At 45.5% G+C, this 23,703-nt stretch carries 14 protein-coding genes, 6 tRNA genes and 3 rRNA genes; 22 read left to right on the top strand and 1 reads right to left on the bottom strand.

Going from position 1 to position 23,703, the window contains the following annotated elements; translation table 11 throughout:
- The first annotated feature begins 3 nt into the window (after positions 1-3).
- Positions 4-624 (top strand): BON domain-containing protein, encoded by a 621-nt coding sequence (locus CFR83_RS04440; RefSeq protein WP_088812748.1) that lies wholly within the window; start codon positions 4-6, stop codon positions 622-624.
- Positions 625-670: 46 nt separating this feature from the next.
- On the opposite strand, the gene CFR83_RS04435 is transcribed toward CFR83_RS04440, so the two are convergent.
- Positions 671-1,303: a GNAT family N-acetyltransferase gene (locus CFR83_RS04435; protein ID WP_088812747.1), complete on the bottom strand. Its 633-nt coding sequence runs from the start codon at positions 1,301-1,303 to the stop codon at positions 671-673.
- Between the two features lie 427 nt (positions 1,304-1,730).
- Between CFR83_RS04435 and CFR83_RS04430 the strand changes: the two genes are divergently transcribed.
- From CFR83_RS04430 to fusA, 21 genes are all read left to right on the top strand, one after another.
- Positions 1,731-3,263: ribosomal RNA gene (locus tag CFR83_RS04430) — 16S ribosomal RNA — on the top strand.
- Positions 3,264-3,327: 64 nt separating this feature from the next.
- Positions 3,328-3,404 (top strand) — tRNA-Ile (locus CFR83_RS04425).
- Positions 3,405-3,439: 35 nt separating this feature from the next.
- Positions 3,440-3,515, top strand: a tRNA-Ala gene (locus tag CFR83_RS04420).
- A 258-nt stretch (positions 3,516-3,773) separates the two neighbouring features.
- Positions 3,774-6,645 (top strand): 23S ribosomal RNA (locus tag CFR83_RS04415).
- A 112-nt stretch (positions 6,646-6,757) separates the two neighbouring features.
- A 5S ribosomal RNA gene (gene rrf, locus CFR83_RS04410) occupies positions 6,758-6,871 on the top strand.
- Together the 16S, 23S and 5S rRNA genes with 5 tRNA genes alongside form the textbook arrangement of a ribosomal RNA operon.
- A gap of 119 nt (positions 6,872-6,990) precedes the next feature.
- Positions 6,991-7,076: transfer RNA gene (locus CFR83_RS04405), tRNA-Tyr, on the top strand.
- A 50-nt stretch (positions 7,077-7,126) separates the two neighbouring features.
- Positions 7,127-7,201, top strand: a tRNA-Gly gene (locus CFR83_RS04400).
- Between the two features lie 20 nt (positions 7,202-7,221).
- Positions 7,222-7,296: transfer RNA gene (locus tag CFR83_RS04395), tRNA-Thr, on the top strand.
- 33 nt (positions 7,297-7,329) lie between these two features.
- A complete protein-coding gene (gene tuf, locus CFR83_RS04390; RefSeq protein WP_088812735.1) occupies positions 7,330-8,520 on the top strand; it encodes an elongation factor Tu in 1,191 nt (396 codons plus the stop codon).
- An 8-nt stretch (positions 8,521-8,528) separates the two neighbouring features.
- Positions 8,529-8,604 (top strand) — tRNA-Trp (locus CFR83_RS04385).
- Positions 8,605-8,620: 16 nt separating this feature from the next.
- On the top strand, positions 8,621-8,995 hold the full coding sequence (gene secE / locus CFR83_RS04380; RefSeq protein WP_088812746.1) for a preprotein translocase subunit SecE: 375 nt from the start codon (positions 8,621-8,623) through the stop codon (positions 8,993-8,995).
- Between the two features lie 7 nt (positions 8,996-9,002).
- Positions 9,003-9,572 carry a transcription termination/antitermination protein NusG gene (gene nusG / locus CFR83_RS04375; protein ID WP_088812745.1) on the top strand — a complete coding sequence of 190 codons (570 nt, stop codon included), beginning with the start codon at positions 9,003-9,005 and terminating at the stop codon, positions 9,570-9,572.
- A 122-nt stretch (positions 9,573-9,694) separates the two neighbouring features.
- Complete coding sequence (gene rplK / locus CFR83_RS04370; protein WP_088812744.1) at positions 9,695-10,126, top strand: 50S ribosomal protein L11; 432 nt, start codon at positions 9,695-9,697, stop codon at positions 10,124-10,126.
- Positions 10,127-10,128: 2 nt separating this feature from the next.
- Complete coding sequence (rplA, locus tag CFR83_RS04365) at positions 10,129-10,824, top strand: 50S ribosomal protein L1 (RefSeq protein ID WP_088812743.1); 696 nt, start codon at positions 10,129-10,131, stop codon at positions 10,822-10,824.
- Positions 10,825-11,011: 187 nt separating this feature from the next.
- Positions 11,012-11,509 carry a 50S ribosomal protein L10 gene (gene rplJ / locus CFR83_RS04360; protein ID WP_088812742.1) on the top strand — a complete coding sequence of 166 codons (498 nt, stop codon included), beginning with the start codon at positions 11,012-11,014 and terminating at the stop codon, positions 11,507-11,509.
- A 51-nt stretch (positions 11,510-11,560) separates the two neighbouring features.
- On the top strand, positions 11,561-11,938 hold the full coding sequence (rplL, locus tag CFR83_RS04355) for a 50S ribosomal protein L7/L12 (RefSeq protein ID WP_088812741.1): 378 nt from the start codon (positions 11,561-11,563) through the stop codon (positions 11,936-11,938).
- A 196-nt stretch (positions 11,939-12,134) separates the two neighbouring features.
- Positions 12,135-16,235, top strand: coding sequence for a DNA-directed RNA polymerase subunit beta (rpoB, locus tag CFR83_RS04350; RefSeq protein WP_088812740.1), 4,101 nt, complete (start codon positions 12,135-12,137; stop codon positions 16,233-16,235).
- Position 16,236: 1 nt separating this feature from the next.
- Positions 16,237-20,475, top strand: a complete 4,239-nt coding sequence (gene rpoC / locus CFR83_RS04345; protein ID WP_088812739.1) for a DNA-directed RNA polymerase subunit beta' — start codon at positions 16,237-16,239, stop codon at positions 20,473-20,475.
- A gap of 122 nt (positions 20,476-20,597) precedes the next feature.
- Positions 20,598-20,975 carry a 30S ribosomal protein S12 gene (gene rpsL / locus CFR83_RS04340; protein WP_088812738.1) on the top strand — a complete coding sequence of 126 codons (378 nt, stop codon included), beginning with the start codon at positions 20,598-20,600 and terminating at the stop codon, positions 20,973-20,975.
- A gap of 127 nt (positions 20,976-21,102) precedes the next feature.
- The gene (gene rpsG / locus CFR83_RS04335; protein WP_088812737.1) at positions 21,103-21,573 is read left to right on the top strand and encodes a 30S ribosomal protein S7; all 471 of its coding nucleotides are present in this window, start codon (positions 21,103-21,105) and stop codon (positions 21,571-21,573) included.
- Between the two features lie 24 nt (positions 21,574-21,597).
- The gene (gene fusA, locus CFR83_RS04330) at positions 21,598-23,700 is read left to right on the top strand and encodes an elongation factor G (protein WP_088812736.1); all 2,103 of its coding nucleotides are present in this window, start codon (positions 21,598-21,600) and stop codon (positions 23,698-23,700) included.
- Positions 23,701-23,703 lie beyond the last annotated feature (3 nt).

The raw sequence follows: 23,703 nt of genomic DNA, 5'->3' as shown, positions 1-23,703 counted from the left end.
GAAATGAATAAGAATTTAAAGCGTCAAACGATAAAGTTGATGGCTGCTTCATTAAGCGTGACTGCATTGGCTGGTTGCTTCCCTCTTGTTGCCGGAGGCATGGCTGGCGGCGCTCTAGTAATCGCAGACAGAAGAAACCCTGGTACGCAATCTATTGATAGAGGCATACAGTTGGAAGCCGAAAGTTTTTTGATTAAAAAATATGGCGATAACGTTCACGTTAATGTCAGCGTATTTAATCGTCGCGTCTTGTTAACTGGTGAAACTAGAACAGAGCAACTAAAGTCAGAGGTTGCAAGTAGCGTTAAAGCAATGAAAAATGTTTCTGATGTTTTTAACGAGTTAGTTGCTGCCCCATTAAGTGGATTAAGCGCACGCACCAACGATGCTTATTTAACAACAAGAATTAAAGGCGCTTTCTTGGCAGATAAAAATGTGCCATCAAACTCCATGAAAGTTGTCACTGAGGCTGGCAAAGTTTATTTGATGGGTATTGTTACTGAGGCTGAGGCTAACGTAGCAGTTAACATTGCGCGAGAAGTTCCAGGTGTTAAACAAGTAACAAAAGTATTTGATTTAATTTCTGAGGCGGATAAACGTCGCTTAGATGGTGCGAATAAATAAAACCTAGCGACCATTAATAAAAAAGCTCAGAAATTTCTGAGCTTTTTTATTTGGGTGATAGTGCAAAAGATCTAATTTGAGAAATTAAAAATTTAGAGTGCTGAATATTTTTCTTAACCGCGTAATCAATGTCAGCAGCTTGTGCGTGAACAGCCTCTGCAACAATGCTGCTGTTGTTTGGTTTGGCTAGTTTTAAATATGCATCCGCCTCGCCATATGAAAATTCGATTTCCATCCCTGCTTTTTCAGCGATGTGCATCATCACCTTATTTCTAGATAAGCAGTGCACGTACAGAATTTCAATATTGGTATTTCTTGCATGAGTTGCTGCACGTTTAAATAGAGCAGAGCCAATACCCATGCCGCGCCCCTCTGTGCTCACAGATACGCCAAATTCAGCAGTTCTATTGGTGGCTTGTTTCAAGGCGGGGTAAGCTAGGTGTGCGCATGCAATCAAATTAAGTTGCTTATCAAATACCCCAAAAACTGAATCGTTTGAAAAATCGATGTGTGCGACATAGTTGTTAATAACCTCATCGCTTGTGTGTAGGCCAAACCTTAGGCTTCTATCCTTATCGGAGAGCGCCAAAAGATGTAAGCGAATTTTTTCCCTGTGTCCTGGGTGCAATTCCCTGACCAGAATATTAGGTAATTTAAGTGTTTTGGCTATTTCAAACATATTGCCCCTTGAGTGTTGCGGTGCAGTATCAATTTTAGGCTGAGAATCAACGAAAAACTAGGTAAATTTAAGGGTTTACCCTAATATTTTTATATCCCTATGTTTTTAAAGAGAAATATTTGTAAATTTAGTAATAAATAAATTTTTTTTGAGCAAATTAGTAAATATTTCTGCAAAAGGTGTTGACATGTTGTTTTAGGTCAGGCATAGTCTCGTTTCTCTGCTGAATGCGTTTTGAAATAAACAAAAAGCAAACAGCCTTCTTTAAAAAGTAGTCAACCGATAAATGTGGGTACTGAGAAAAGACATCCAGTCCTTCGGGACAGATATAAGCAGTACTCACAAAACAGTAAATTTGGTTCCGGTCGAAAGACTGGAGTCGATTCTGAATGAGTGAGCGACGATGCAGTAATGCATCACAGGAATTAAACTGAAGAGTTTGATCCTGGCTCAGATTGAACGCTGGCGGCATGCCTTACACATGCAAGTCGAACGGCAGCACGGGTGCTTGCACCTGGTGGCGAGTGGCGAACGGGTGAGTAATATATCGGAACGTACCTTATTGTGGGGGATAACGCAGCGAAAGCTGTGCTAATACCGCATAATCCCTAAGGGGGAAAGCGGGGGACCGTAAGGCCTCGCGCAATTAGAGCGGCCGATACCTGATTAGCTAGTTGGTGAGGTAAAGGCTCACCAAGGCAACGATCAGTAGCTGGTCTGAGAGGACGATCAGCCACACTGGGACTGAGACACGGCCCAGACTCCTACGGGAGGCAGCAGTGGGGAATTTTGGACAATGGGGGCAACCCTGATCCAGCAATGCCGCGTGAGTGAAGAAGGCCTTCGGGTTGTAAAGCTCTTTTGTCAGGGAAGAAACAGCAGCTCTAACACAGTTTGCGAATGACGGTACCTGAAGAATAAGCACCGGCTAACTACGTGCCAGCAGCCGCGGTAATACGTAGGGTGCAAGCGTTAATCGGAATTACTGGGCGTAAAGCGTGCGCAGGCGGTTATGTAAGACAGGCGTGAAATCCCCGGGCTTAACCTGGGAATTGCGCTTGTGACTGCATAGCTAGAGTATGTCAGAGGGGGGTAGAATTCCACGTGTAGCAGTGAAATGCGTAGAGATGTGGAGGAATACCAATGGCGAAGGCAGCCCCCTGGGATAATACTGACGCTCATGCACGAAAGCGTGGGGAGCAAACAGGATTAGATACCCTGGTAGTCCACGCCCTAAACGATGCTGACTAGTTGTTCGGGAATTTATTCCTGAGTAACGTAGCTAACGCGTGAAGTCAGCCGCCTGGGGAGTACGGTCGCAAGATTAAAACTCAAAGGAATTGACGGGGACCCGCACAAGCGGTGGATGATGTGGATTAATTCGATGCAACGCGAAAAACCTTACCTACCCTTGACATGCCACTAACGAAGTAGAGATACATTAGGTGCCCGTAAGGGAAAGTGGACACAGGTGCTGCATGGCTGTCGTCAGCTCGTGTCGTGAGATGTTGGGTTAAGTCCCGCAACGAGCGCAACCCTTGTCTCTAGTTGCTACGCAAGAGCACTCTAGAGAGACTGCCGGTGACAAACCGGAGGAAGGTGGGGATGACGTCAAGTCCTCATGGCCCTTATGGGTAGGGCTTCACACGTCATACAATGGTGCATACAGAGGGTTGCCAACCCGCGAGGGGGAGCTAATCTCAGAAAATGCATCGTAGTCCGGATCGTAGTCTGCAACTCGACTACGTGAAGCTGGAATCGCTAGTAATCGCGGATCAGAATGTCGCGGTGAATACGTTCCCGGGTCTTGTACACACCGCCCGTCACACCATGGGAGTGGGTTTTGCCAGAAGCCGTTAGCCTAACCGCAAGGAGGGCGACGACCACGGCAGGGTTCATGACTGGGGTGAAGTCGTAACAAGGTAGCCGTATCGGAAGGTGCGGCTGGATCACCTCCTTTCTAGAGAAAAGATGTTGATTCTTTAGTGCCCACACTTATCGGTTGATAAAGAGAGAAATGCCGCGGGTCTGTAGCTCAGGTGGTTAGAGCACCGTCTTGATAAGGCGGGGGTCGAAGGTTCAAGTCCTTCCAGACCCACCACAGATTAGCAGCAAGCCTGGCAATAAGTATTAGCTGGGGGATTAGCTCAGCTGGGAGAGCACCTGCTTTGCAAGCAGGGGGTCGTCGGTTCGATCCCGTCATCCTCCACCATCTACTTATAACGGCAAAGATAAGTGCATCAAGGTGTATTTATCTTTGCCATTAATTGGCTGTTCTTTAAAAATTTGAGTAAGCAATGCGTATATTGAATTTATTGAGAGTTCAATATACATGGGTAGTTGATTAAATCAACAACAAATAGTTCTTCAAGTAATTAGTTTTACTTGGATTACGGCACAAACATATCGCAACAAGTAGTTAGTAATATAGAGAAGAACTTATAACTTGTACCAGTGGTGCTCGTTATAGGATCAAGCGAATAAGTGCATGTGGTGGATGCCTTGGCGATTACAGGCGATGAAAGACGTTATAGACTGCGATAAGCTACGGGGAGTTGTCAAATAAGCTTTGATCCGTAGATTTCTGAATGGGGAAACCCACCTCTTTTGAGGTATCCGTAACTGAATACATAGGTTACGCGAAGCGAACCTGGTGAACTGAAACATCTAAGTAGCCAGAGGAATAGACATCAACCGAGATTCCCAAAGTAGTGGCGAGCGAAATGGGAGAAGCCTTCTAGTATTAATTAGTCTGTTATCAGAACGGAATGGAAAGTCCGGCAATAAAGGGTGATAGCCCCGTATGGGAAAACCGATTAATCGAACTAAGCTAGAGACAAGTAGGGCGGGACACGTGAAATCCTGTCTGAATATGGGGGGACCATCCTCCAAGGCTAAATACTCGTAATCGACCGATAGTGAACAAGTACCGTGAGGGAAAGGCGAAAAGAACCCCGGGAGGGGAGTGAAATAGATCCTGAAACTGCATGCATACAAACAGTAGGAGCCTCGTAAGGGGTGACTGCGTACCTTTTGTATAATGGGTCAGCGACTTACATTCAGTAGCAAGCTTAACCGTATAGGGGAGGCGTAGCGAAAGCGAGTCCGAATAGGGCGCTAGTTGCTGGGTGTAGACCCGAAACCAGTTGATCTATCCATGGCCAGGTTGAAGGTGCGGTAACACGTACTGGAGGACCGAACCCACTAACGTTGAAAAGTTAGGGGATGAGCTGTGGATAGGGGTGAAAGGCTAAACAAAACTGGAAATAGCTGGTTCTCTCCGAAAACTATTTAGGTAGTGCCTCGTGTATCACCTTCGGGGGTAGAGCACTGTCATGGTAGTGGGGTCCATTGCGGATTACTGCGCCATAGCAAACTCCGAATACCGAAGAGTGCGAGCACGGGAGACAGACGACGGGTGCTAACGTCCGCCGTCAAGAGGGAAACAACCCAGACCACCAGCTAAGGTCCCTAAAACGGGCTAAGTGGGAAACGAAGTGGGAAGGCTAAAACAGTCAGGAGGTTGGCTTAGAAGCAGCCATCCTTTAAAGAAAGCGTAATAGCTCACTGATCGAGTCGTCCTGCGCGGAAGATGTAACGGGGCTAAGCCAGTTACCGAAGCTGTGGATCACGTAAGTGATGGTAGGAGAGCGTTCTGTAAGCCTGTGAAGGTGTGGTGTGAACCATGCTGGAGGTATCAGAAGTGCGAATGCTGACATGAGTAGCGATAAAGGGGGTGAAAAGCCCCCTCGCCGTAAGCCCAAGGTTTCCTACGCAACGTTCATCGGCGTAGGGTGAGTCGGCCCCTAAGGCGAGGCAGAGATGCGTAGCTGATGGGAAACAGGTTAATATTCCTGTACCATTGTTAAATGCGATGGGGGGACGGATCGCGGAAGGTTGTCCGGGTGTTGGATGTCCCGGTCCTTGCATTGGAGAAGGCTAGTAGGCAAATCCGCTAGCGTAATTCAAGGATGTGAGGCGAGCGAATTTATTCGCGAAGCAATCGGAAGTGGTTCCAAGAAAAGCCTCTAAGCTTCAGTTTAACAAGACCGTACCGCAAACCGACACAGGTGGGCGAGATGAGTATTCTAAGGCGCTTGAGAGAACTCAGGAGAAGGAACTCGGCAAATTGGTACCGTAACTTCGGGATAAGGTACGCCCAAGTAGCTTGACTATGAACAATAGAAGGGCAAAAGGGTTGCAATAAAATGGTGGCTGCGACTGTTTAATAAAAACACAGCACTCTGCAAACACGAAAGTGGACGTATAGGGTGTGACGCCTGCCCGGTGCTGGAAGATTAAATGATGGGGTGCAAGCTCTTGATTGAAGTCCCAGTAAACGGCGGCCGTAACTATAACGGTCCTAAGGTAGCGAAATTCCTTGTCGGGTAAGTTCCGACCTGCACGAATGGCGTAACGATGGCCACACTGTCTCCTCCTGAGACTCAGCGAAGTTGAAATGTTTGTGATGATGCAATCTACCCGCGGCTAGACGGAAAGACCCCATGAACCTTTACTGTAGCTTTGCATTGGACTTTGAACCGATCTGTGTAGGATAGGTGGGAGGCGTTGATATCAGGATGCTAGTTCTGATGGAGCCGTCCTTGAAATACCACCCTGGTTTGTTTGAGGTTCTAACCTTGTCCCATTATCTGGGTCGGGGACAGTGCATGGTAGGCAGTTTGACTGGGGCGGTCTCCTCCCAAAGTGTAACGGAGGAGTACGAAGGTACGCTTGGTACGGTCGGACATCGTGCCTAAAGTGCAATGGCAAAAGCGTGCTTAACTGCGAGACCGACAAGTCGAGCAGGTGCGAAAGCAGGTCATAGTGATCCGGTGGTTCTGTATGGAAGGGCCATCGCTCAACGGATAAAAGGTACTCTGGGGATAACAGGCTGATACCGCCCAAGAGTTCATATCGACGGCGGTGTTTGGCACCTCGATGTCGGCTCATCTCATCCTGGGGCTGTAGCCGGTCCCAAGGGTATGGCTGTTCGCCATTTAAAGAGGTACGTGAGCTGGGTTTAAAACGTCGTGAGACAGTTTGGTCCCTATCTGCCGTGGGCGTTGGAAATTTGACGGGGGCTGCTCCTAGTACGAGAGGACCGGAGTGGACGTACCGCTGGTGTACCTGTTGTTTCGCCAGAAGCATCGCAGGGTAGCTATGTACGGAAGAGATAACCGCTGAAAGCATCTAAGCGGGAAACTTGCCTGAAGATGAGATTTCCCGGAGGTTTAACCTCCATGAAGGGTCGTTGAAGACCACGACGTTGATAGGTCAGGTGTGGAAGCGCAGTAATGCGTTAAGCTAACTGATACTAATTGCCCGTTAGGCTTGATCCTATAACCAGCACATTTGGTGCTGATATGTAGTGCCTGTTTTTGATAGGTCACTACCCAATTGCTTACTCGAATTTGGTTATTTGTTGATTTAACAAGTAACCTACCCTCTATGCCTGGTGACAATAGCGAGTTGGAACCACCCCTTCCCATCCCGAACAGGACCGTGAAACGACTCTACGCCGATGATAGTGCGGATTACCCGTGTGAAAGTAGGTAATTGCCAGGCACCTTTTAGAAACGCCCAGATCAAGCTGATCTGGGCGTTTTGCTTTGTATTTTGTTAGTGAGTTTTACGTCGAGATATTTGACAAAAGTTGTTGATTTAAGTAATAATATGCGGTTCACGGGGAGGTGCCCGAGTGGCTAAAGGGGGCAGACTGTAAATCTGTTGGCTTACGCCTACGTTGGTTCGAATCCATCCCTCCCCACCAGTTGTATGTAGTTGTAGTTGAGTTGTTGTTGTGGGTGAGTGAAGTGCCTGGCGGGTGTCGTATAACGGCTATTACCCTAGCCTTCCAAGCTAGAGACGAGGGTTCGACTCCCTCTACCCGCTCCAGTAATGGTGGCATTTAGTTTGCTCATGTGGCTCAGTGGTAGAGCACTCCCTTGGTAAGGGAGAGGTCGGCAGTTCGATCCTGCCCATGAGCACCAGAGTTTAGTATTCATTTAATTGAGGCTGAAAAAATGGCAAAAGAGAAATTTGAGCGGACGAAACCGCACGTAAACGTAGGCACAATTGGTCACGTTGACCACGGTAAAACAACATTAACTGCAGCGATTGCTACAGTGTTGTCAGCGAAGTTTGGTGGCGAAGCAAAAGCTTACGACCAAATTGATGCGGCACCAGAAGAGAAGGCACGCGGTATTACGATTAATACAGCACACGTTGAGTACGAGACAGCAAACCGTCACTACGCACACGTTGACTGCCCAGGTCACGCTGACTACGTTAAGAACATGATTACTGGCGCGGCCCAAATGGACGGCGCTATTTTGGTTGTGTCTGCAGCAGACGGTCCTATGCCACAAACACGTGAGCACATCTTGTTGGCACGCCAAGTGGGCGTTCCATACATCATCGTGTTCATGAACAAGTGCGACATGGTTGACGATGCAGAGTTGTTAGAGCTAGTAGAAATGGAAGTTCGTGAGTTGTTGTCTAAGTATGACTTCCCAGGCGATGACACACCAATCGTTAAAGGTTCAGCTAAGTTGGCTCTTGAGGGCGACAAAGGCGATCTAGGCGAAGGCGCGATCATGAAGTTGGCTGAAGCATTGGACACATACATTCCAACACCAGAGCGTGCTGTGGATGGCGCGTTCTTGATGCCAGTTGAAGACGTATTCTCTATTTCTGGTCGCGGTACTGTTGTGACTGGTCGTATTGAGCGCGGTATTATTAAGGTTGGTGAAGAGATTGAAATTATCGGTATCAAGCCAACATTGAAGACAACATGTACAGGCGTTGAGATGTTCCGTAAGTTGTTAGACCAAGGTCAAGCTGGTGACAACGTAGGTATCTTGTTGCGCGGTACAAAGCGTGAAGAAGTTGAGCGTGGTCAAGTATTGGCTAAGCCAGGTTCTATTACGCCACACACACACTTCACAGCTGAGGTGTATGTATTGAGCAAAGATGAAGGTGGTCGTCACACACCATTCTTCAACAACTATCGTCCACAGTTCTACTTCCGTACAACTGACGTAACAGGTTCTATCGAATTGCCAAAAGACAAAGAGATGGTGATGCCTGGTGATAACGTTACGATTACAGTGAAGTTGATCGCTCCGATCGCGATGGAAGAAGGTCTTCGTTTCGCGATCCGTGAAGGCGGCCGTACTGTAGGCGCTGGTGTTGTTGCTAAAGTTTTAGATTAATGAACGTAAGGGGCGTAGCTCAATTGGCAGAGTGTCGGTCTCCAAAACCGAAGGTTGGGGGTTCGATGCCCTCCGCCCCTGCCACAGCAAACTGAAAAATATGTCGCAAACATCAGTCGAACAAGAAAATAAAACTAGCTGGATGATTATCCTGGCTGGTTTTATTGTCATTCTTTCTTTAGTCGCTTATTACACGTTAGCTTCTCAAACTATTTGGGTGAGATTGGCTGTGCTATTGGGTGGCTTTGCGGTAGCAGTTGTTCTTGCTGCTGTGTCGGCTGATGGAAAGCGCTTTTTGGCTTATGCCAAAGATTCAGTTGCTGAGGCTAAAAAAGTTGTATGGCCAAGTCGTAAAGAAGCAACGCAAATGACGCTAGTTGTTTTTGCATTTGTTGTTGTTATGGCTTTGTTCTTGTGGGCAGCTGACAAACTCATTGAGTGGTTGGTTTTCTCTGTATTCCTCGGTTGGAAGTGAGTAAAAGATGTCTGAACAAGCAATCATCAATACACAAACTACTGGCAATATGCGCTGGTATGTTATTCATGCTTACTCTGGTATGGAGAAGAGTGTGCAAAAAGGTTTAACAGAGCGTATTGCACGTTCTGGAATGGCTGATAAGTTTGGCAAGATTTTGGTGCCATCTGAAGAGGTTGTAGAAATCAAGAGCGGTCACAAGGCTGTTTCTGAGCGCCGCTTCTTCCCTGGTTATGTTCTTATCGAAATGGAAATGACTGATGAGACATGGCACTTGGTAAAAAATACGCCAAAAGTGACTGGCTTTGTTGGTGGAGTTAGAAATAAACCATCACCAATTTCACCAGCTGAAGTGCAAAAGATCATGGATCAAATGCAAGCTGGTGTTGATAAGCCAAAACCAAAAACATTGTTTGAAGTGGGTGAAATGGTTCGCGTTAAAGAAGGTCCATTCACAGACTTCAACGGCAACGTAGAAGAAGTTAACTACGAAAAATCTCGTTTGAGAGTTTCAGTAACAATCTTCGGTCGTGGCACACCTGTAGAGCTAGAGTTCGGTCAGGTAGAAAAGATGTAAAGATTTACAGGCCTGTGAAAACAGGTTTGTATGAGGAGCTGAGTTAGGGTCGCCGCTCTAACAAGGCGTTTTACTCAACGGTGGTCTTTTTAAAAAAGATGCGCCTAAATTGGAGTGTAAAAATGGCAAAGAAGATTATTGGCTTTATTAAGCTACAAATCCCAGCCGGTAAAGCGAATCCATCGCCACCAGTTGGTCCTGCGTTAGGTCAACGCGGTTTGAACATCATGGAATTCTGTAAAGCGTTTAATGCTCAAACTCAGAGCATGGAGCCTGGTTTACCAATTCCAGTAGTGATCACTGCGTTCGCAGACAAGAGCTTCACATTTGTGATGAAGACTCCTCCAGCAACAGTTTTGATTAAGAAAGCTGCCAAGTTGGAAAAGGGTTCTGCACGTCCACATACAGACAAGGTTGGCAAGATTACTCGCGCTCAAGCTGAGGAAATTGCTAAGGCAAAAATGCCTGACCTTACAGCAGCAGATATGGATGCAGCTGTTCGCACAATCGCTGGTAGCGCCCGCTCTATGGGTATCACTGTGGAAGGACTCTAATCATGGCTAAAGTTTCTAAACGCGTAGCTGCTTTTCAAGCAAAAGTAGACCGTAACAAGTTTTACCCAATTGATGAGGCATTAAGCCTTGTTAAAGAATTTGCAACAGCTAAATTTGATGAGTCTATCGACGTTGCTGTGCAATTAGGTATTGATGCTAAGAAATCTGACCAAGTTGTTCGTGGTTCAGTGGTGTTGCCTGCTGGTACAGGTAAATCAGTTCGTGTTGCAGTATTTGCTCAAGGTGAGAAAGCTGAACAAGCTAAAGCCGCAGGTGCAGAGATTGTTGGCATGGATGATTTGGCTGATCAAATTAAAGCTGGCAAGATTGATTTTGATATTTTGATTGCATCTCCAGATGCGATGCGCATCGTGGGTACATTGGGTCAAATTCTTGGTCCAAGAGGTTTGATGCCTAACCCTAAGGTTGGTACTGTGAGCCCAGACGTTGCTGGTGCAGTTAAAAATGCTAAAGCTGGTCAGGTGCAGTTCCGTGTTGACAAAGCCGGTATCGTTCACGCAACGATTGGTCGTCGCTCATTTGAACCTGGTGCGTTGAAAAATAACTTATTGGCATTGTTGGATGCTTTGAACAAAGCTAAGCCAGCTGCTAGTAAGGGTGTTTATTTGAGAAAAGTTGCCGTAAGCAGCACGATGGGTGCTGGCGTACGTGTTGACCAAAACTCATTGGCTGCTTAATAGCGGCCATTAAAAGAACTTTGGGTTAAGCGCAAAAGAAATTTTGCGCTTGAACATCAAAGACCGTTGGTGAGTTAGAGATAACTCTTAATGCCAGAAATGGTGCCAACGCAGATGGCGATCCTGAAAAGAATTCGCCTGTGTGCAACCCCTAACTGGTAACAGTTAGGTTAATAGGAGTTAAACAGTGCCTTTAAATATGGAAGACAAAAAGGCGGTCGTGGCTGAAGTGAGTGCAGAAGTTGCACAAGCTCAAACCATGGTGCTAGCTGAATACCGCGGTATTCCAGTGGGCGAACTGACTACTCTTCGAGCTCAAGCTCGTGCAAATGGTGTTTATCTTCGCGTTATGAAGAACACATTGGCACGTCGTGCAGTTCAAGGTACGTCATTCGAATCATTGGCCGGTGAGATGGCTGGTCCGCTTATTTACGGTATCTCCGCAGACCCAGTTGCGTCAGCAAAAGTTTTAAACGACTTTTCAAAGACGCAAGCAGCTTTAGTAATCAAAGCGGGTTCATACAACGGCAAGGTGATGGATGCAGCAGCAGTTAAAGCTTTGGCATCTATTCCTGGACGTAATGAACTTATCGCGATGTTGCTTGGCGTTATGCAAGCCCCAGTTTCTGGTATGGCTCGTGTATTGGCAGCGGTTGCAGAAAAGAAAGCTAAAGAAGCTGCGTAATTGCAGTCTTACTTTAATTAATTAAAGAAATTTGAATTAGGAGTTTTAAAAATGGCAGTTACTAAAGACGACATTCTAGAAGCCGTTGGCAATATGTCTGTAATGGACTTGAACGATCTAGTAAAAGCATTTGAAGAAAAATTTGGTGTATCAGCAGCTGCAATGGCTGTTGCTGCTCCTGGCGCAGGTGGTGGTGCCGCTGCTGGTGCAGCTGAGCAATCAGAGTTCACAGTTGTGTTGGCTGAAGCTGGCGCAAACAAAGTGAGCGTGATTAAAGCTGTTCGCGAAATCACTGGCTTGGGCTTGAAAGAAGCTAAAGACTTAGTTGATGGCGCACCGAAGCCAATCAAAGAAGGCGTTGACAAAGCAGCAGCTGAAGACGCTAAGAAGAAGCTTGAAGAAGCTGGCGCTAAAGTCGAACTTAAGTAATAGGTTTGATGGGCAGCTTTTGCTGCCCGGTTTGCTTAGAAGGCAAACCAGATATTAATTAGTTGGTATCTGGTTTGCCTTTTGATACGACTGCAAAAGGCAAGTTTGGTCGGGTTATGCATCTGCATACCGTCAGCCACGATTGGTAGAGGCCAATCACCAAATCTCTGTTCAGTCGCTTAAATTCGGAGATGACATGGCTTATAGTTTCACCGAACGCAAGCGTATCCGTAAAAGCTTCGCGAAGCGCCCTAATAATCATCAAGTACCTTACTTGTTGACAACACAACTTGAGTCTTATGCAAAATTTTTGCAAGAATCAAGATCACCTGCTGAACGCATCAATGAAGGTTTGCAATCTGCATTCACTTCGATATTCCCAATCGTGTCAAACAATGGTTTTGCGCGCATGGAATTTGTTCAGTACAACCTTTCAACTCCACCGTTTGATGTTAAAGAATGTCAACAACGTGGTTTGACATATCACTCAGCCTTGCGCGCAAAAGTTCGCTTGATCATTAATGATCGCGAAGCGCCTACAAAGGTAAAAGAAGTAAAAGAGCAAGAAGTCTACATGGGTGAAATTCCATTGATGACTGATACTGGCTCATTCGTAATCAATGGTACAGAGCGTGTAATTGTTTCTCAGTTGCATCGTTCTCCTGGCGTGTTCTTTGAGCATGACAAAGGCAAGACACATAGCTCTGGAAAATTATTGTTCTCAGCACGTGTGATTCCTTACCGTGGTTCATGGTTAGATTTTGAATTTGACCCTAAAGATATTTTGTATTTCCGTATTGACCGTCGTCGCAAGATGCCAGTCACTATCTTGCTTAAAGCAATTGGTATGAGCGATGAGCAGATTTTGGAAAACTTCTTCGGCTTTGATGATTTCAAGTTGCAAGCAGCTGGCGCGCAAATGAACTTTGTGGCTGAGCGCTTAAAAGGCGAAGTTGCACGTTTTGATATCACAGATAAGTCAGGCAACGTTGTTGTTGCAAAAGACAAGCGTATTAACGCAAAAAATATTCGTGATCTTGAAGCAGCAAAAACAACAGCCATTAATGTGCCTGATGACTATTTAATTGGTCGCGTTGTTGCGAAGAACATTGTTGATGCAGATACTGGCGAAGTATTGGCAACAGCAAACGAAGAAATTACAGAAACTCTATTAGCCAATTTGAGAGAAGCTGGCGTTAAAGAGTTACAAACAATTTACACAAACGATCTAGATCAAGGTTCATTCATTTCTCAAACATTGCGTATTGATGAAACTGCCGATCAAATGGCTGCTCGTATTGCTATTTACAGAATGATGCGTCCTGGTGAGCCTCCAACAGAAGATGCTGTTGAAGCTCTATTCCAGCGCTTGTTCTACAGTGAAGATACATATGATCTTTCACGTGTAGGTCGCATGAAGGTTAATAGCCGTTTAAACCGTCCAACAATGGATGGCGCAATGGTTCTTTCTAATGAAGACATCTTAGACACGATTAAGTTGCTTGTTGACTTAAGAAACGGTAAAGGCGAAGTAGACGATATCGATCACTTAGGTAATCGTCGCGTTCGTTGCGTTGGTGAGTTGGCTGAGAATCAATTCCGTGCAGGCTTGTCACGTGTTGAGCGTGCTGTTAAAGAGCGCTTAGGTCAAGCTGAAACAGAAAACTTGATGCCTCATGACTTGATTAATAGCAAGCCAATTTCTTCTGCTATTCGTGAGTTCTTTGGTTCATCACAGTTGTCACAGTTTATGGACCAAACTAACCCATTGTCAGAAATCACGCACAAGCGTCGTATTTCAGCGTTGGGCCCTGGTGGTTTGACACGTGAGCGCGCAGGCTTTGAAGTGCGTGACGTGCATCCGACACACTATGGTCGTGTTTGTCCGATTGAAACTCCAGAGGGTCCAAACATTGGTTTGATTAACTCTTTGGCTTTGTTTGCTCGTTTGAACGAACATGGTTTCTTGGAAACTCCATATCGCAAAGTTGTTAATAGCAAAGTAACAGATCAAGTTGATTACTTGTCTGCGATTGAAGAAGCTAAATACGTGATTGCTCAGGCAAACGCATCGATTGATAAGTCAGGTAAGTTAACAGACGAGTTAGTTTCTGCTCGTGAAGCTGGCGAAACAATGATGGTAAGTCCAGAGCGTATTCAGTACATTGACGTTGCGCCAAGTCAGATTGTTTCTGCTGCGGCTTCATTAGTGCCATTCTTAGAGCACGATGACGCGAACCGTGCGTTGATGGGTGCGAACATGCAACGTCAAGCTGTGCCATGTTTGCGCGCAACTAAGCCATTGGTTGGTACTGGCCTAGAGCGTACTGTTGCAGTTGACTCAGGTACTGTCGTTATGGCAACTCGTGGCGGTAAAGTTGATTATGCTGATGCCAACCGTATTGTGATTCGTGTTAATGACGAAGAAACAGCTGCTGGTGAAGTTGGTGTTGATATTTACAACTTGATCAAGTACACGCGTTCTAACCAAAACACAAACATCAACCAACGTCCTATCGTTAAAGTGGGCGACATGGTTGATCGTGGTGACGTGATTGCTGACGGCGCATCTACAGATTTGGGCGAGTTAGCTTTGGGTCAAAACATGGTTGTGGCATTTATGCCATGGAACGGCTACAACTTCGAAGACTCAATCTTGATCTCTGAAAAAGTTGTATCTGACGATCGCTACACATCTATTCATATCGAAGAGTTGTCAGTGGTTGCTCGTGACACAAAACTAGGACCTGAAGAAATTACACGCGATATTTCAAACTTGGCTGAAACTCAGTTGAGCCGTTTGGATGAAAGCGGTATTACATACATTGGTGCTGAAGTAGAAGCCGGTGACGTGTTAGTTGGTAAGGTAACGCCTAAGGGTGAGACTCAGCTAACTCCAGAAGAAAAACTTTTGCGCGCGATTTTCGGTGAAAAAGCTTCTGACGTTAAAGACACTTCATTGCGTGTTCCATCAGGTATGACTGGTACTGTGATTGATGTTCAAGTGTTTACACGTGAAGGTATTGAACGTGATGCACGTGCTCAGTCAATTATTGATGAAGAATTAAAGCGCTATCGTTTGGACTTGAATGACCAGTTGCGTATTGTTGAAGGTGACGCATTCAGCCGTTTAGAAAAATTGTTGTTAAACAAGGTTGCTAATGGCGGTCCTAAGAAGTTGGCAAAAGGTACAAAGATCACTAAAGATTATTTAGCTGATCTTGAGAAATATCATTGGTTTGATATTCGTCCTGCCGATGAAGATGTTGCGGCTCAGGTAGAAGCTATTAAAGAAGCTATCGAAGCTAAGCGTACACAATTCGATCAAGACTTTGAAGAGAAGCGTAAGAAGTTAACGCAAGGTGACGAATTGGCTCCAGGCGTTATCAAGATGGTTAAGGTTTACTTGGCTGTTAAGCGTCGTTTGCAACCTGGTGACAAGATGGCTGGTCGTCACGGTAACAAGGGTGTGGTTTCAAAGATCACTCCTGTAGAAGACATGCCTTACATGGCCGATGGTACGCCGGTTGATATCGTGTTGAACCCGTTAGGCGTTCCTTCACGTATGAACGTAGGTCAAATTCTTGAGGTTCATTTAGGTTGGGCTGCGCTTGGTATTGGTAAGCGTATTCAGGACATGTTGAAAGCTCAAGCCAAAGCTGAGCAATTACGCAAATTCTTGAAGCAGCTTTATAACGAAACTGGTCGAGTAGAAGATATCGACAGCTTTACAGATGAGCAAGTTCTTGAGTTGGCAAATAACTTAAGAGATGGTGCTCCATTTGCAACGCCAGTATTTGATGGTGCAACTGAGGCTGAAATTGCCAAGATGTTAGAAATGGCTTATCCAGCAGAAGTGGCTAAAGAGTTAGCAATGACTCCATCACGTCAACAAATTACATTGTTCGACGGTAGAACTGGTGATGCGTTTGAGAGATCTGTAACTGTTGGTGTAATGCATGTCTTGAAACTACATCACTTAGTTGATGACAAGATGCATGCTCGTTCTACAGGCCCTTACTCATTAGTAACGCAACAACCATTGGGCGGTAAAGCCCAATTTGGTGGTCAGCGTTTCGGTGAGATGGAAGTTTGGGCTTTGGAAGCCTACGGTGCGTCATATGTGTTGCAAGAAATGCTCACAGTTAAGTCAGATGACGTTAACGGTAGAACCAAAGTTTACGAAAACATCGTTAAAGGCGAGCACAGCATTGATGCTGGCATGCCTGAGTCCTTCAACGTGCTGGTGAAAGAAATCCGCTCGTTAGGTATCGATATCGACATGGAGCGCAGCTAATATGAAAGCATTGCTAGATCTATTTAAGCAGACGCATGGCGAAGAGCAGTTTGACGCCATTAAGATTGGTTTGGCTTCACCAGAAAAGATTCGTTCATGGTCTTTTGGTGAAGTTCGCAAGCCAGAAACAATTAACTATCGTACGTTCAAGCCTGAGCGCGACGGTCTTTTCTGCGCCAAGATTTTTGGCCCTATTAAAGACTACGAATGCTTATGCGGCAAATACAAGCGCTTGAAGTATCGCGGCGTTATTTGTGAAAAGTGCGGTGTTGAAGTTACTTTGGCTAAAGTGCGTCGTGAGCGCATGGGCCATATTGAATTAGCTGCCCCTGTTGCGCATATCTGGTTCTTGAAATCATTACCTTCTCGTTTAGGTATGGTTTTGGACATGACTTTGCGTGATATTGAGCGCGTTCTTTACTTTGAAGCATATGTGATTGTTGATGCAGGCTTAACGCCAGAAGGCGCTATGCGTCGCGGTCAAATCATGTCTGAAGATGAGTACTACGCCAAATTAGAAGAGTTTGGTGAAGGCGCATTTACAGCCATCATGGGTGCCGAAGGTGTTCGTGAATTACTACGCTCAATCGACATCGATCGTGAAGTTGAAGTATTGCGTGCCGATTTGAAGGCAACTGGCAGTGAAGCAAAGATCAAGAAATTTGCTAAGCGTTTGAAAGTGCTTGAGGCATTCCAACGTTCTGGTATCAAGCCAGACTGGATGATCATGGAAGTATTGCCAGTGTTGCCGCCAGAGTTGCGCCCATTGGTGCCTTTGGATGGCGGTCGTTTTGCAACTTCTGACTTAAACGATTTATATCGTCGCGTTATCAACCGTAACAATCGTCTAAAGCGTTTGTTAGAGTTGCGCGCACCAGAAATCATCGTACGTAACGAAAAGCGTATGTTGCAAGAAGCCGTTGACTCATTATTGGATAACGGTCGTCGCGGTAAAGCAATGACAGGTGCTAATAAGCGTCCGTTGAAGTCTCTTGCAGAGATGATTAAAGGTAAGGGTGGTCGCTTCCGTCAAAACTTGTTGGGTAAGCGTGTTGACTACTCTGGTCGTTCAGTGATCGTTGTGGGTCCAACATTAAAGCTACATCAGTGCGGCTTGCCAAAATTGATGGCTCTTGAATTATTCAAGCCATTTATTTTTAACAAGTTAGAAACATTAGGTATTGCTACAACAATTAAGGCTGCCAAGAAAGAAGTAGAAAACCAAACGCCAATCGTTTGGGATATCTTGGAAGAAGTGATTCGTGAGCATCCTGTCATGCTTAACCGTGCGCCTACATTGCACCGTTTAGGTATTCAGGCATTTGAGCCAATGTTGATTGAAGGTAAAGCGATTCAGTTGCATCCGTTAGTTTGTGCGGCATTCAACGCCGACTTCGACGGTGACCAAATGGCTGTACACGTGCCTTTGTCATTAGAAGCTCAGATGGAAGCTCGTACATTGATGTTGGCTTCTAACAACATCTTGTTCCCAGCTAACGGCGAACCTTCAATTGTTCCTTCACAAGACATCGTGTTGGGCTTGTACTACACAACGCGTGAAGCAATTAATGCTAAGGGCGAAGGTATGACTTTTGCTGATATTAGCGAAGTAATCCGTGCCTATGAGAACAAGCAAGTTGAGTTGGCTACACGTATTGCTGTGCGTATTACAGAATATGATTTAGTTGATAAAGATGCTGAAGGTGATGCTCGTTTTGCTAAGAAAGTGACATTGCGTCATACAACAGTTGGCCGTGCCATGTTGTCTGAAATTTTGCCTAAAGGCATGTCATTTGACAGTATCAACAAGCCACTTAAGAAGAAAGAAATTTCTCGCTTAATTAACTTGTCATTCCGCAAGTGCGGCCTAAGAGAAACTGTAATTTTTGCTGATAAGTTATTGCAATCAGGTTTCCGTTTGGCTACTCGTGCTGGTATCTCAATTGCAATTGATGACATGTTGATTCCAGCTCAGAAAGAAGCAATTATTTCTGAAGCGGCTGGTAAAGTGAAAGAGTATGACAAGCAATTTATGTCAGGCTTGGTAACTAACCAAGAGCGTTACAACAACGTGGTTGATATTTGGGGTGCAGCTGGCGATCAGGTTGGTAAGGCCATGATGGAACAGTTGTCTCAGGAAAATGTGATTGACCGTAATGGTAAGCAAGTAAAGCAAGAGTCATTCAACGCTATTTACATGATGGCTGACTCAGGTGCTCGTGGTTCTGCTGCTCAGATTCGTCAGTTGGCGGGTATGCGTGGTTTGATGGCCAAGCCAGATGGTTCAATTATTGAAACTCCAATTACAGCTAACTTCCGTGAAGGTCTGAACGTTCTTCAGTACTTCATTTCAACTCACGGTGCGCGTAAAGGTTTGGCTGATACGGCGTTGAAGACAGCTAACTCAGGTTATTTGACACGTCGTTTGGTTGACGTGACACAAGACTTGGTTGTGTTGGATGATGATTGCGGTACAACTAATGGCGTTTCTATGAAAGCCTTGGTTGAGGGTGGTGAAGTTATTGAGCCATTAAGCGATCGTATCTTGGGCCGTGTATGTATCGGTGATGTTGTAAATCCTGATACACAAGAGACTGTGATTTTCGACGGCACAATGTTGACTGAAGATGATGTTGAATTAATCGACTCATTAGGTATCGACGAAGTTAAAGTTCGTACACCTTTGTCATGCGCTACACGTTTTGGTTTGTGCGCTAAGTGTTATGGTCGTGACTTGGGTCGCGGCACAATGGTTAACTCTGGTGAGGCAGTGGGTGTTATTGCTGCTCAATCAATCGGTGAGCCAGGCACACAGTTGACAATGCGTACGTTCCACATCGGTGGTGCGGCGTCTCGTGCGGCTGTAGCAAATAACGTTGAAGCAAAATCAAACGGTGTATTGCGTTTCACACCAACAATGCGTTTTGTGACTAATGCTAAGGGTGAGCAAATTGTTATTTCTCGCTCAGGTGAAGCATTGATTACAGACGACAATGGTCGTGAGCGTGAGCGTCATAAGATCCCTTACGGTGCAACATTGGCGCTAAAAGAAGGTGCTGCTATTAAGGCTGGCGCAACTTTGGCAACATGGGATCCATTGACTCGCCCAATCATTACTGAGTACTCAGGCGTTGTTCGTTTTGAAAACGTTGAAGAGGGTGTAACAGTTGCTAAGCAAGTTGACGAAGTAACTGGCTTGTCAACATTGGTGGTTATTGATGGTAAGCGTCGTAGCGCGGCTTCAAAGGGTGTACGCCCAATGATTCGTCTATACGATGCTGCTGGCGCAGAAGTATTAATCGCTGGCACAGACCATCCAGTAACTATTGGCCTACAAGTGGGCGCCTTGATCACTGTTAAAGATGGTCAGACTGTTCACGTGGGTGAGGTGTTGGCTCGTATTCCTATTGAAGCTCAAAAGACTCGAGACATTACGGGTGGTTTGCCTCGTGTGGCAGAACTATTCGAAGCTCGCTCTCCAAAAGATGCGGCAATTTTGGCGAAAGTTACAGGTACTGTTTCTTTCGGTAAAGAAACTAAAGGTAAGCAACGTCTTGTTATTACAGACATGGACGGCGAATCACATGAGTTCTTGATTCCAAAAGAGAAGCAAATTTTGGTTCACGATGGTCAAGTTGTTAACAAGGGTGAAATGATTGTTGAAGGCCCTGCTGATCCGCACGATATTCTTCGCTTGAAGGGTATTGAGGAGTTGGCAACTTACATCGTTGATGAGGTTCAAGATGTTTACCGTTTACAGGGTGTGAAGATTAACGACAAGCACATTGAAGTGATTGTTCGTCAAATGTTGCGTCGTGTTCAGATTACTGACGCTGGCGATACAAAATTCATCACTGGTGAACAGGTTGAGCGTTCAGACATGTTGGATGAAAACGACCGCATGATTGCGGAAGGTAAGCGTCCAGCTTTGTATGACAACGTACTTTTAGGTATTACAAAGGCCTCTTTGTCTACAGACAGCTTTATTTCTGCTGCTTCCTTCCAGGAAACAACAAGAGTTCTTACAGAAGCTGCCATTATGGGCAAAGTCGACGGTCTTCGTGGCCTCAAAGAAAACGTCATTATTGGTCGTCTCATCCCTGCCGGTACCGGTTTGGCTTACCGTCGCGCACGCAAAGTACGCGAACAGTTGGACCGTGAACGTGCAGAAATGATTGCTGCTGAAGAGGCTAAATCTGAGGAAATTGCAGATTTAGAGTCAACAGGAGAGGCTGAATAAGGCCAAAAAAGGACTAAATAGACCTAAAAAGTCAGCTTTTGCCGTCTTGACGGCAGGAGCTGACCGGTCTAGAATGTCGAGTTCTTCGCAAACCGCAGAATTTTCTGCTTTGAAAGTAAGCTATGCCAACAATTAACCAATTGCTCAGAAAGCCTCGTACTTCTGAGATCGTAAAAAGTAAAAGCCCAGCGCTAGAGAATTGTCCTCAGCGCCGCGGTGTATGTACTCGTGTGTACACAACTACTCCTAAGAAGCCTAACTCGGCTTTGCGTAAAGTAGCTAAAGTACGCTTGACCAATGGATTTGAAGTGATTTCCTACATCGGTGGTGAAGGCCACAATTTGCAGGAACACTCAGTGGTTCTTATCCGCGGTGGTCGTGTGAAAGACTTGCCAGGTGTGCGTTATCACATCGTGCGTGGTTCACTTGACTTACAAGGCGTTAAAGACCGTAAGCAATCTCGCTCCAAATATGGTGCGAAGCGCGCTAAGAAAGCTTAATAGCTTTTTTGCGTATGTAGCAAGCTCAATAAGAGCTTGCTAAGTAAGTGGTTACTTCGGATCAATTGTGATCTAGTTGAGTAACTTTGAGGAATGGTCCTCTAACTGAATAAAATTAGGAGTTGTAATGCCGCGTCGTCGCGAAGTACCCAAGCGTGAAATTCTTCCGGATCCAAAGTTTGGAAACGTAGAAGTTGCTAAATTTATGAACGTTTTGATGTTGGATGGTAAAAAATCCGTTGCAGAACGTATCGTTTATGGCGCTTTCGAGCACATCGAAAAGAAAGCCAACAAAGAACCCCTAGAAGTTTTCTCAATTGCAATGGGCAATGTAAAGCCTATCGTTGAGGTTAAGAGCCGTCGTGTTGGTGGTGCTAACTACCAAGTTCCTGTTGAGGTTCGTCCATCACGTCGTCTAGCCTTGGCTATGCGTTGGTTGCGTGAAGCAGCTAAGAAGCGTGGCGAAAAATCTATGGCTCAACGTCTTGCTAATGAGTTGATCGAAGCGTCTGAAGGACGCGGCGGTGCAATGAAAAAGCGTGATGAAGTTCACCGTATGGCAGAAGCTAACAAAGCTTTCTCTCATTTCCGTTTCTAACAGCTCAGAAAAGACGAGGACAAAGTGGCACGTAAAACCCCGATTGAGCGATATCGCAATATTGGTATTTCCGCACACATTGATGCAGGAAAAACTACAACAACAGAACGTATCTTGTTTTACACAGGCGTTAATCACAAGATTGGCGAAGTGCATGATGGCGCAGCTACCATGGACTGGATGGAACAAGAGCAAGAGCGTGGTATCACCATTACTTCAGCAGCTACAACAGCTTTCTGGAAGGGTATGGCTGGTAACTACCCAGAGCACCGCATCAACATCATCGATACCCCAGGCCACGTAGACTTCACAATTGAAGTTGAGCGTTCAATGCGCGTATTGGATGGCGCTTGCATGGTTTACTGTGCGGTGGGTGGTGTTCAACCACAATCAGAAACAGTTTGGCGTCAAGCAAACAAGTACAAAGTTCCACGTTTAGCGTTTGTAAACAAGATGGACCGTACTGGTGCTAACTTCTTCAAGGTTTACGATCAAATGCGTTTGCGTTTGAAAGCAAATCCAATTCCTGTGCAGATTCCTATCGGTGCAGAAGAAAACTTTAAAGGCGTTGTTGACCTTATCAAGATGAAGGCGATCTTCTGGGATGAGGCATCACAAGGTACTAAATTTACTTACGAAGATATCCCTGCAGAATTACAAGCTAGTGCTGCTGAGTGGCGCGAGAAGATGGTAGAGGCTGCAGCTGAATCATCTGAAGAGTTGATGGATAAGTATCTTGGCGGTGAAGCGCTAAGCGAAGAAGAAATTAAAAAAGCATTGCGTACACGTACGATTGCAAGTGAAATCGTTCCGATGATGTGTGGTACAGCATTTAAGAACAAAGGCGTGCAAGCTATGTTGGACGCCGTGATTGATTTCATGCCTTCTCCAGTAGATATTCCACCTGTAACAGGTGAATTGGAAAATGGCGAGCAAGGTGACCGCAAGGCTAGCGATGATGAGAAATTCTCAGCGTTAGCGTTCAAGATCATGACTGACCCATTTGTTGGCCAGTTAATTTTCTTCCGCGTTTACTCTGGCGTTATTAATTCAGGCGATACGATTTACAACCCAATTAAGGGTAAGAAAGAGCGTATCGGACGTTTGTTGCAGATGCATGCAAACCAACGTGAAGAAATTAAAGAAGTTCGAGCTGGTGACATCGCTGCTGCTGTAGGTTTGAAAGAAGCTACAACAGGCGAAACATTGTGTGATCCAGATAGCATCATTATTTTGGAGCGCATGGTATTCCCAGAGCCAGTTATTTCTCAAGCGGTTGAGCCAAAAACTAAGGCTGACCAAGAGAAGATGGGCTTGGCATTGAACCGTTTAGCACAAGAAGATCCTTCATTCCGCGTTAAGACTGACGAAGAATCTGGCCAAACAATTATTTCAGGTATGGGCGAGCTCCACTTGGAAATTTTGGTTGACCGTATGAAGCGTGAGTTTGGTGTTGAGGCAACTGTTGGTAAGCCACAGGTTGCATACCGCGAAACAATCCGCAAGGTTTGCGAAGAGGTTGAAGGTAAGTTTGTTAAGCAGTCTGGTGGTCGTGGTCAGTATGGTCACGTTGTGTTGAAGTTAGAGCCACAAGAGCCAGGTAAAGGTTATGAATTCGTTGACGCTATTAAAGGCGGTGTAGTTCCACGTGAATACATCCCAGCGGTAGACAAAGGTATTCAAGAAACATTGAACAATGGTGTATTGGCTGGCTACCCAGTTGTAGACATCAAAGCAACATTGTTCTTCGGTTCATACCATGACGTTGACTCAAACGAAAATGCTTTCAGAATGGCCGGTTCTATGGCGTTCAAAGAAGGTATGCGTAGAGCTAACCCAGTATTGTTAGAGCCAATGATGTCTGTAGAAGTTGAGACACCAGAAGAGTTCATGGGTAACGTAATGGGTGACTTGTCATCTCGCCGCGGTATTTTGCAAGGTATGGATGACATTCCTGGCGGCGGCAAGATTGTTCGCGCTGAAGTACCTTTGGCTGAGATGTTTGGTTACTCCACTGGATTACGTTCATTGACTCAAGGTCGTGCAACTTACACCATGGAATTTAAACATTATTCCGAGGCTCCTAAGAACGTGGCTGACGCAGTGATTGCTGCAAAGTCTAAGTAATTT

Origin of the sequence: Polynucleobacter victoriensis, assembly GCF_900187875.1 — a bacterium.
Taxonomy (GTDB): Bacteria; Pseudomonadota; Gammaproteobacteria; order Burkholderiales; family Burkholderiaceae; genus Polynucleobacter; species Polynucleobacter victoriensis.
The sequence above is the reverse complement of the archived record's forward strand: the minus strand, read 5'-3'. Positions and strand labels throughout refer to the sequence as shown.

Excerpts from the sequence above, each read along its gene's own strand:
- secE (WP_088812746.1), top strand. The coding sequence starts at position 8,621 with ATGTCGCAAACATCAGTCGAACAAGAAAATAAAACTAGCTGGATGATT.
- nusG (WP_088812745.1), top strand. The coding sequence starts at position 9,003 with ATGTCTGAACAAGCAATCATCAATACACAAACTACTGGCAATATGCGC.
- tuf (WP_088812735.1), top strand. The coding sequence starts at position 7,330 with ATGGCAAAAGAGAAATTTGAGCGGACGAAACCGCACGTAAACGTAGGC.
- rpsG (WP_088812737.1), top strand. The coding sequence starts at position 21,103 with ATGCCGCGTCGTCGCGAAGTACCCAAGCGTGAAATTCTTCCGGATCCA.
- rplK (WP_088812744.1), top strand. The coding sequence starts at position 9,695 with ATGGCAAAGAAGATTATTGGCTTTATTAAGCTACAAATCCCAGCCGGT.
- rpsL (WP_088812738.1), top strand. The coding sequence starts at position 20,598 with ATGCCAACAATTAACCAATTGCTCAGAAAGCCTCGTACTTCTGAGATC.
- rplA (WP_088812743.1), top strand. The coding sequence starts at position 10,129 with ATGGCTAAAGTTTCTAAACGCGTAGCTGCTTTTCAAGCAAAAGTAGAC.
- CFR83_RS04435 (WP_088812747.1), bottom strand. The coding sequence starts at position 1,303 with ATGTTTGAAATAGCCAAAACACTTAAATTACCTAATATTCTGGTCAGG.
- rpoB (WP_088812740.1), top strand. The coding sequence starts at position 12,135 with ATGGCTTATAGTTTCACCGAACGCAAGCGTATCCGTAAAAGCTTCGCG.
- rpoC (WP_088812739.1), top strand. The coding sequence starts at position 16,237 with ATGAAAGCATTGCTAGATCTATTTAAGCAGACGCATGGCGAAGAGCAG.
- CFR83_RS04440 (WP_088812748.1), top strand. The coding sequence starts at position 4 with ATGAATAAGAATTTAAAGCGTCAAACGATAAAGTTGATGGCTGCTTCA.
- rplL (WP_088812741.1), top strand. The coding sequence starts at position 11,561 with ATGGCAGTTACTAAAGACGACATTCTAGAAGCCGTTGGCAATATGTCT.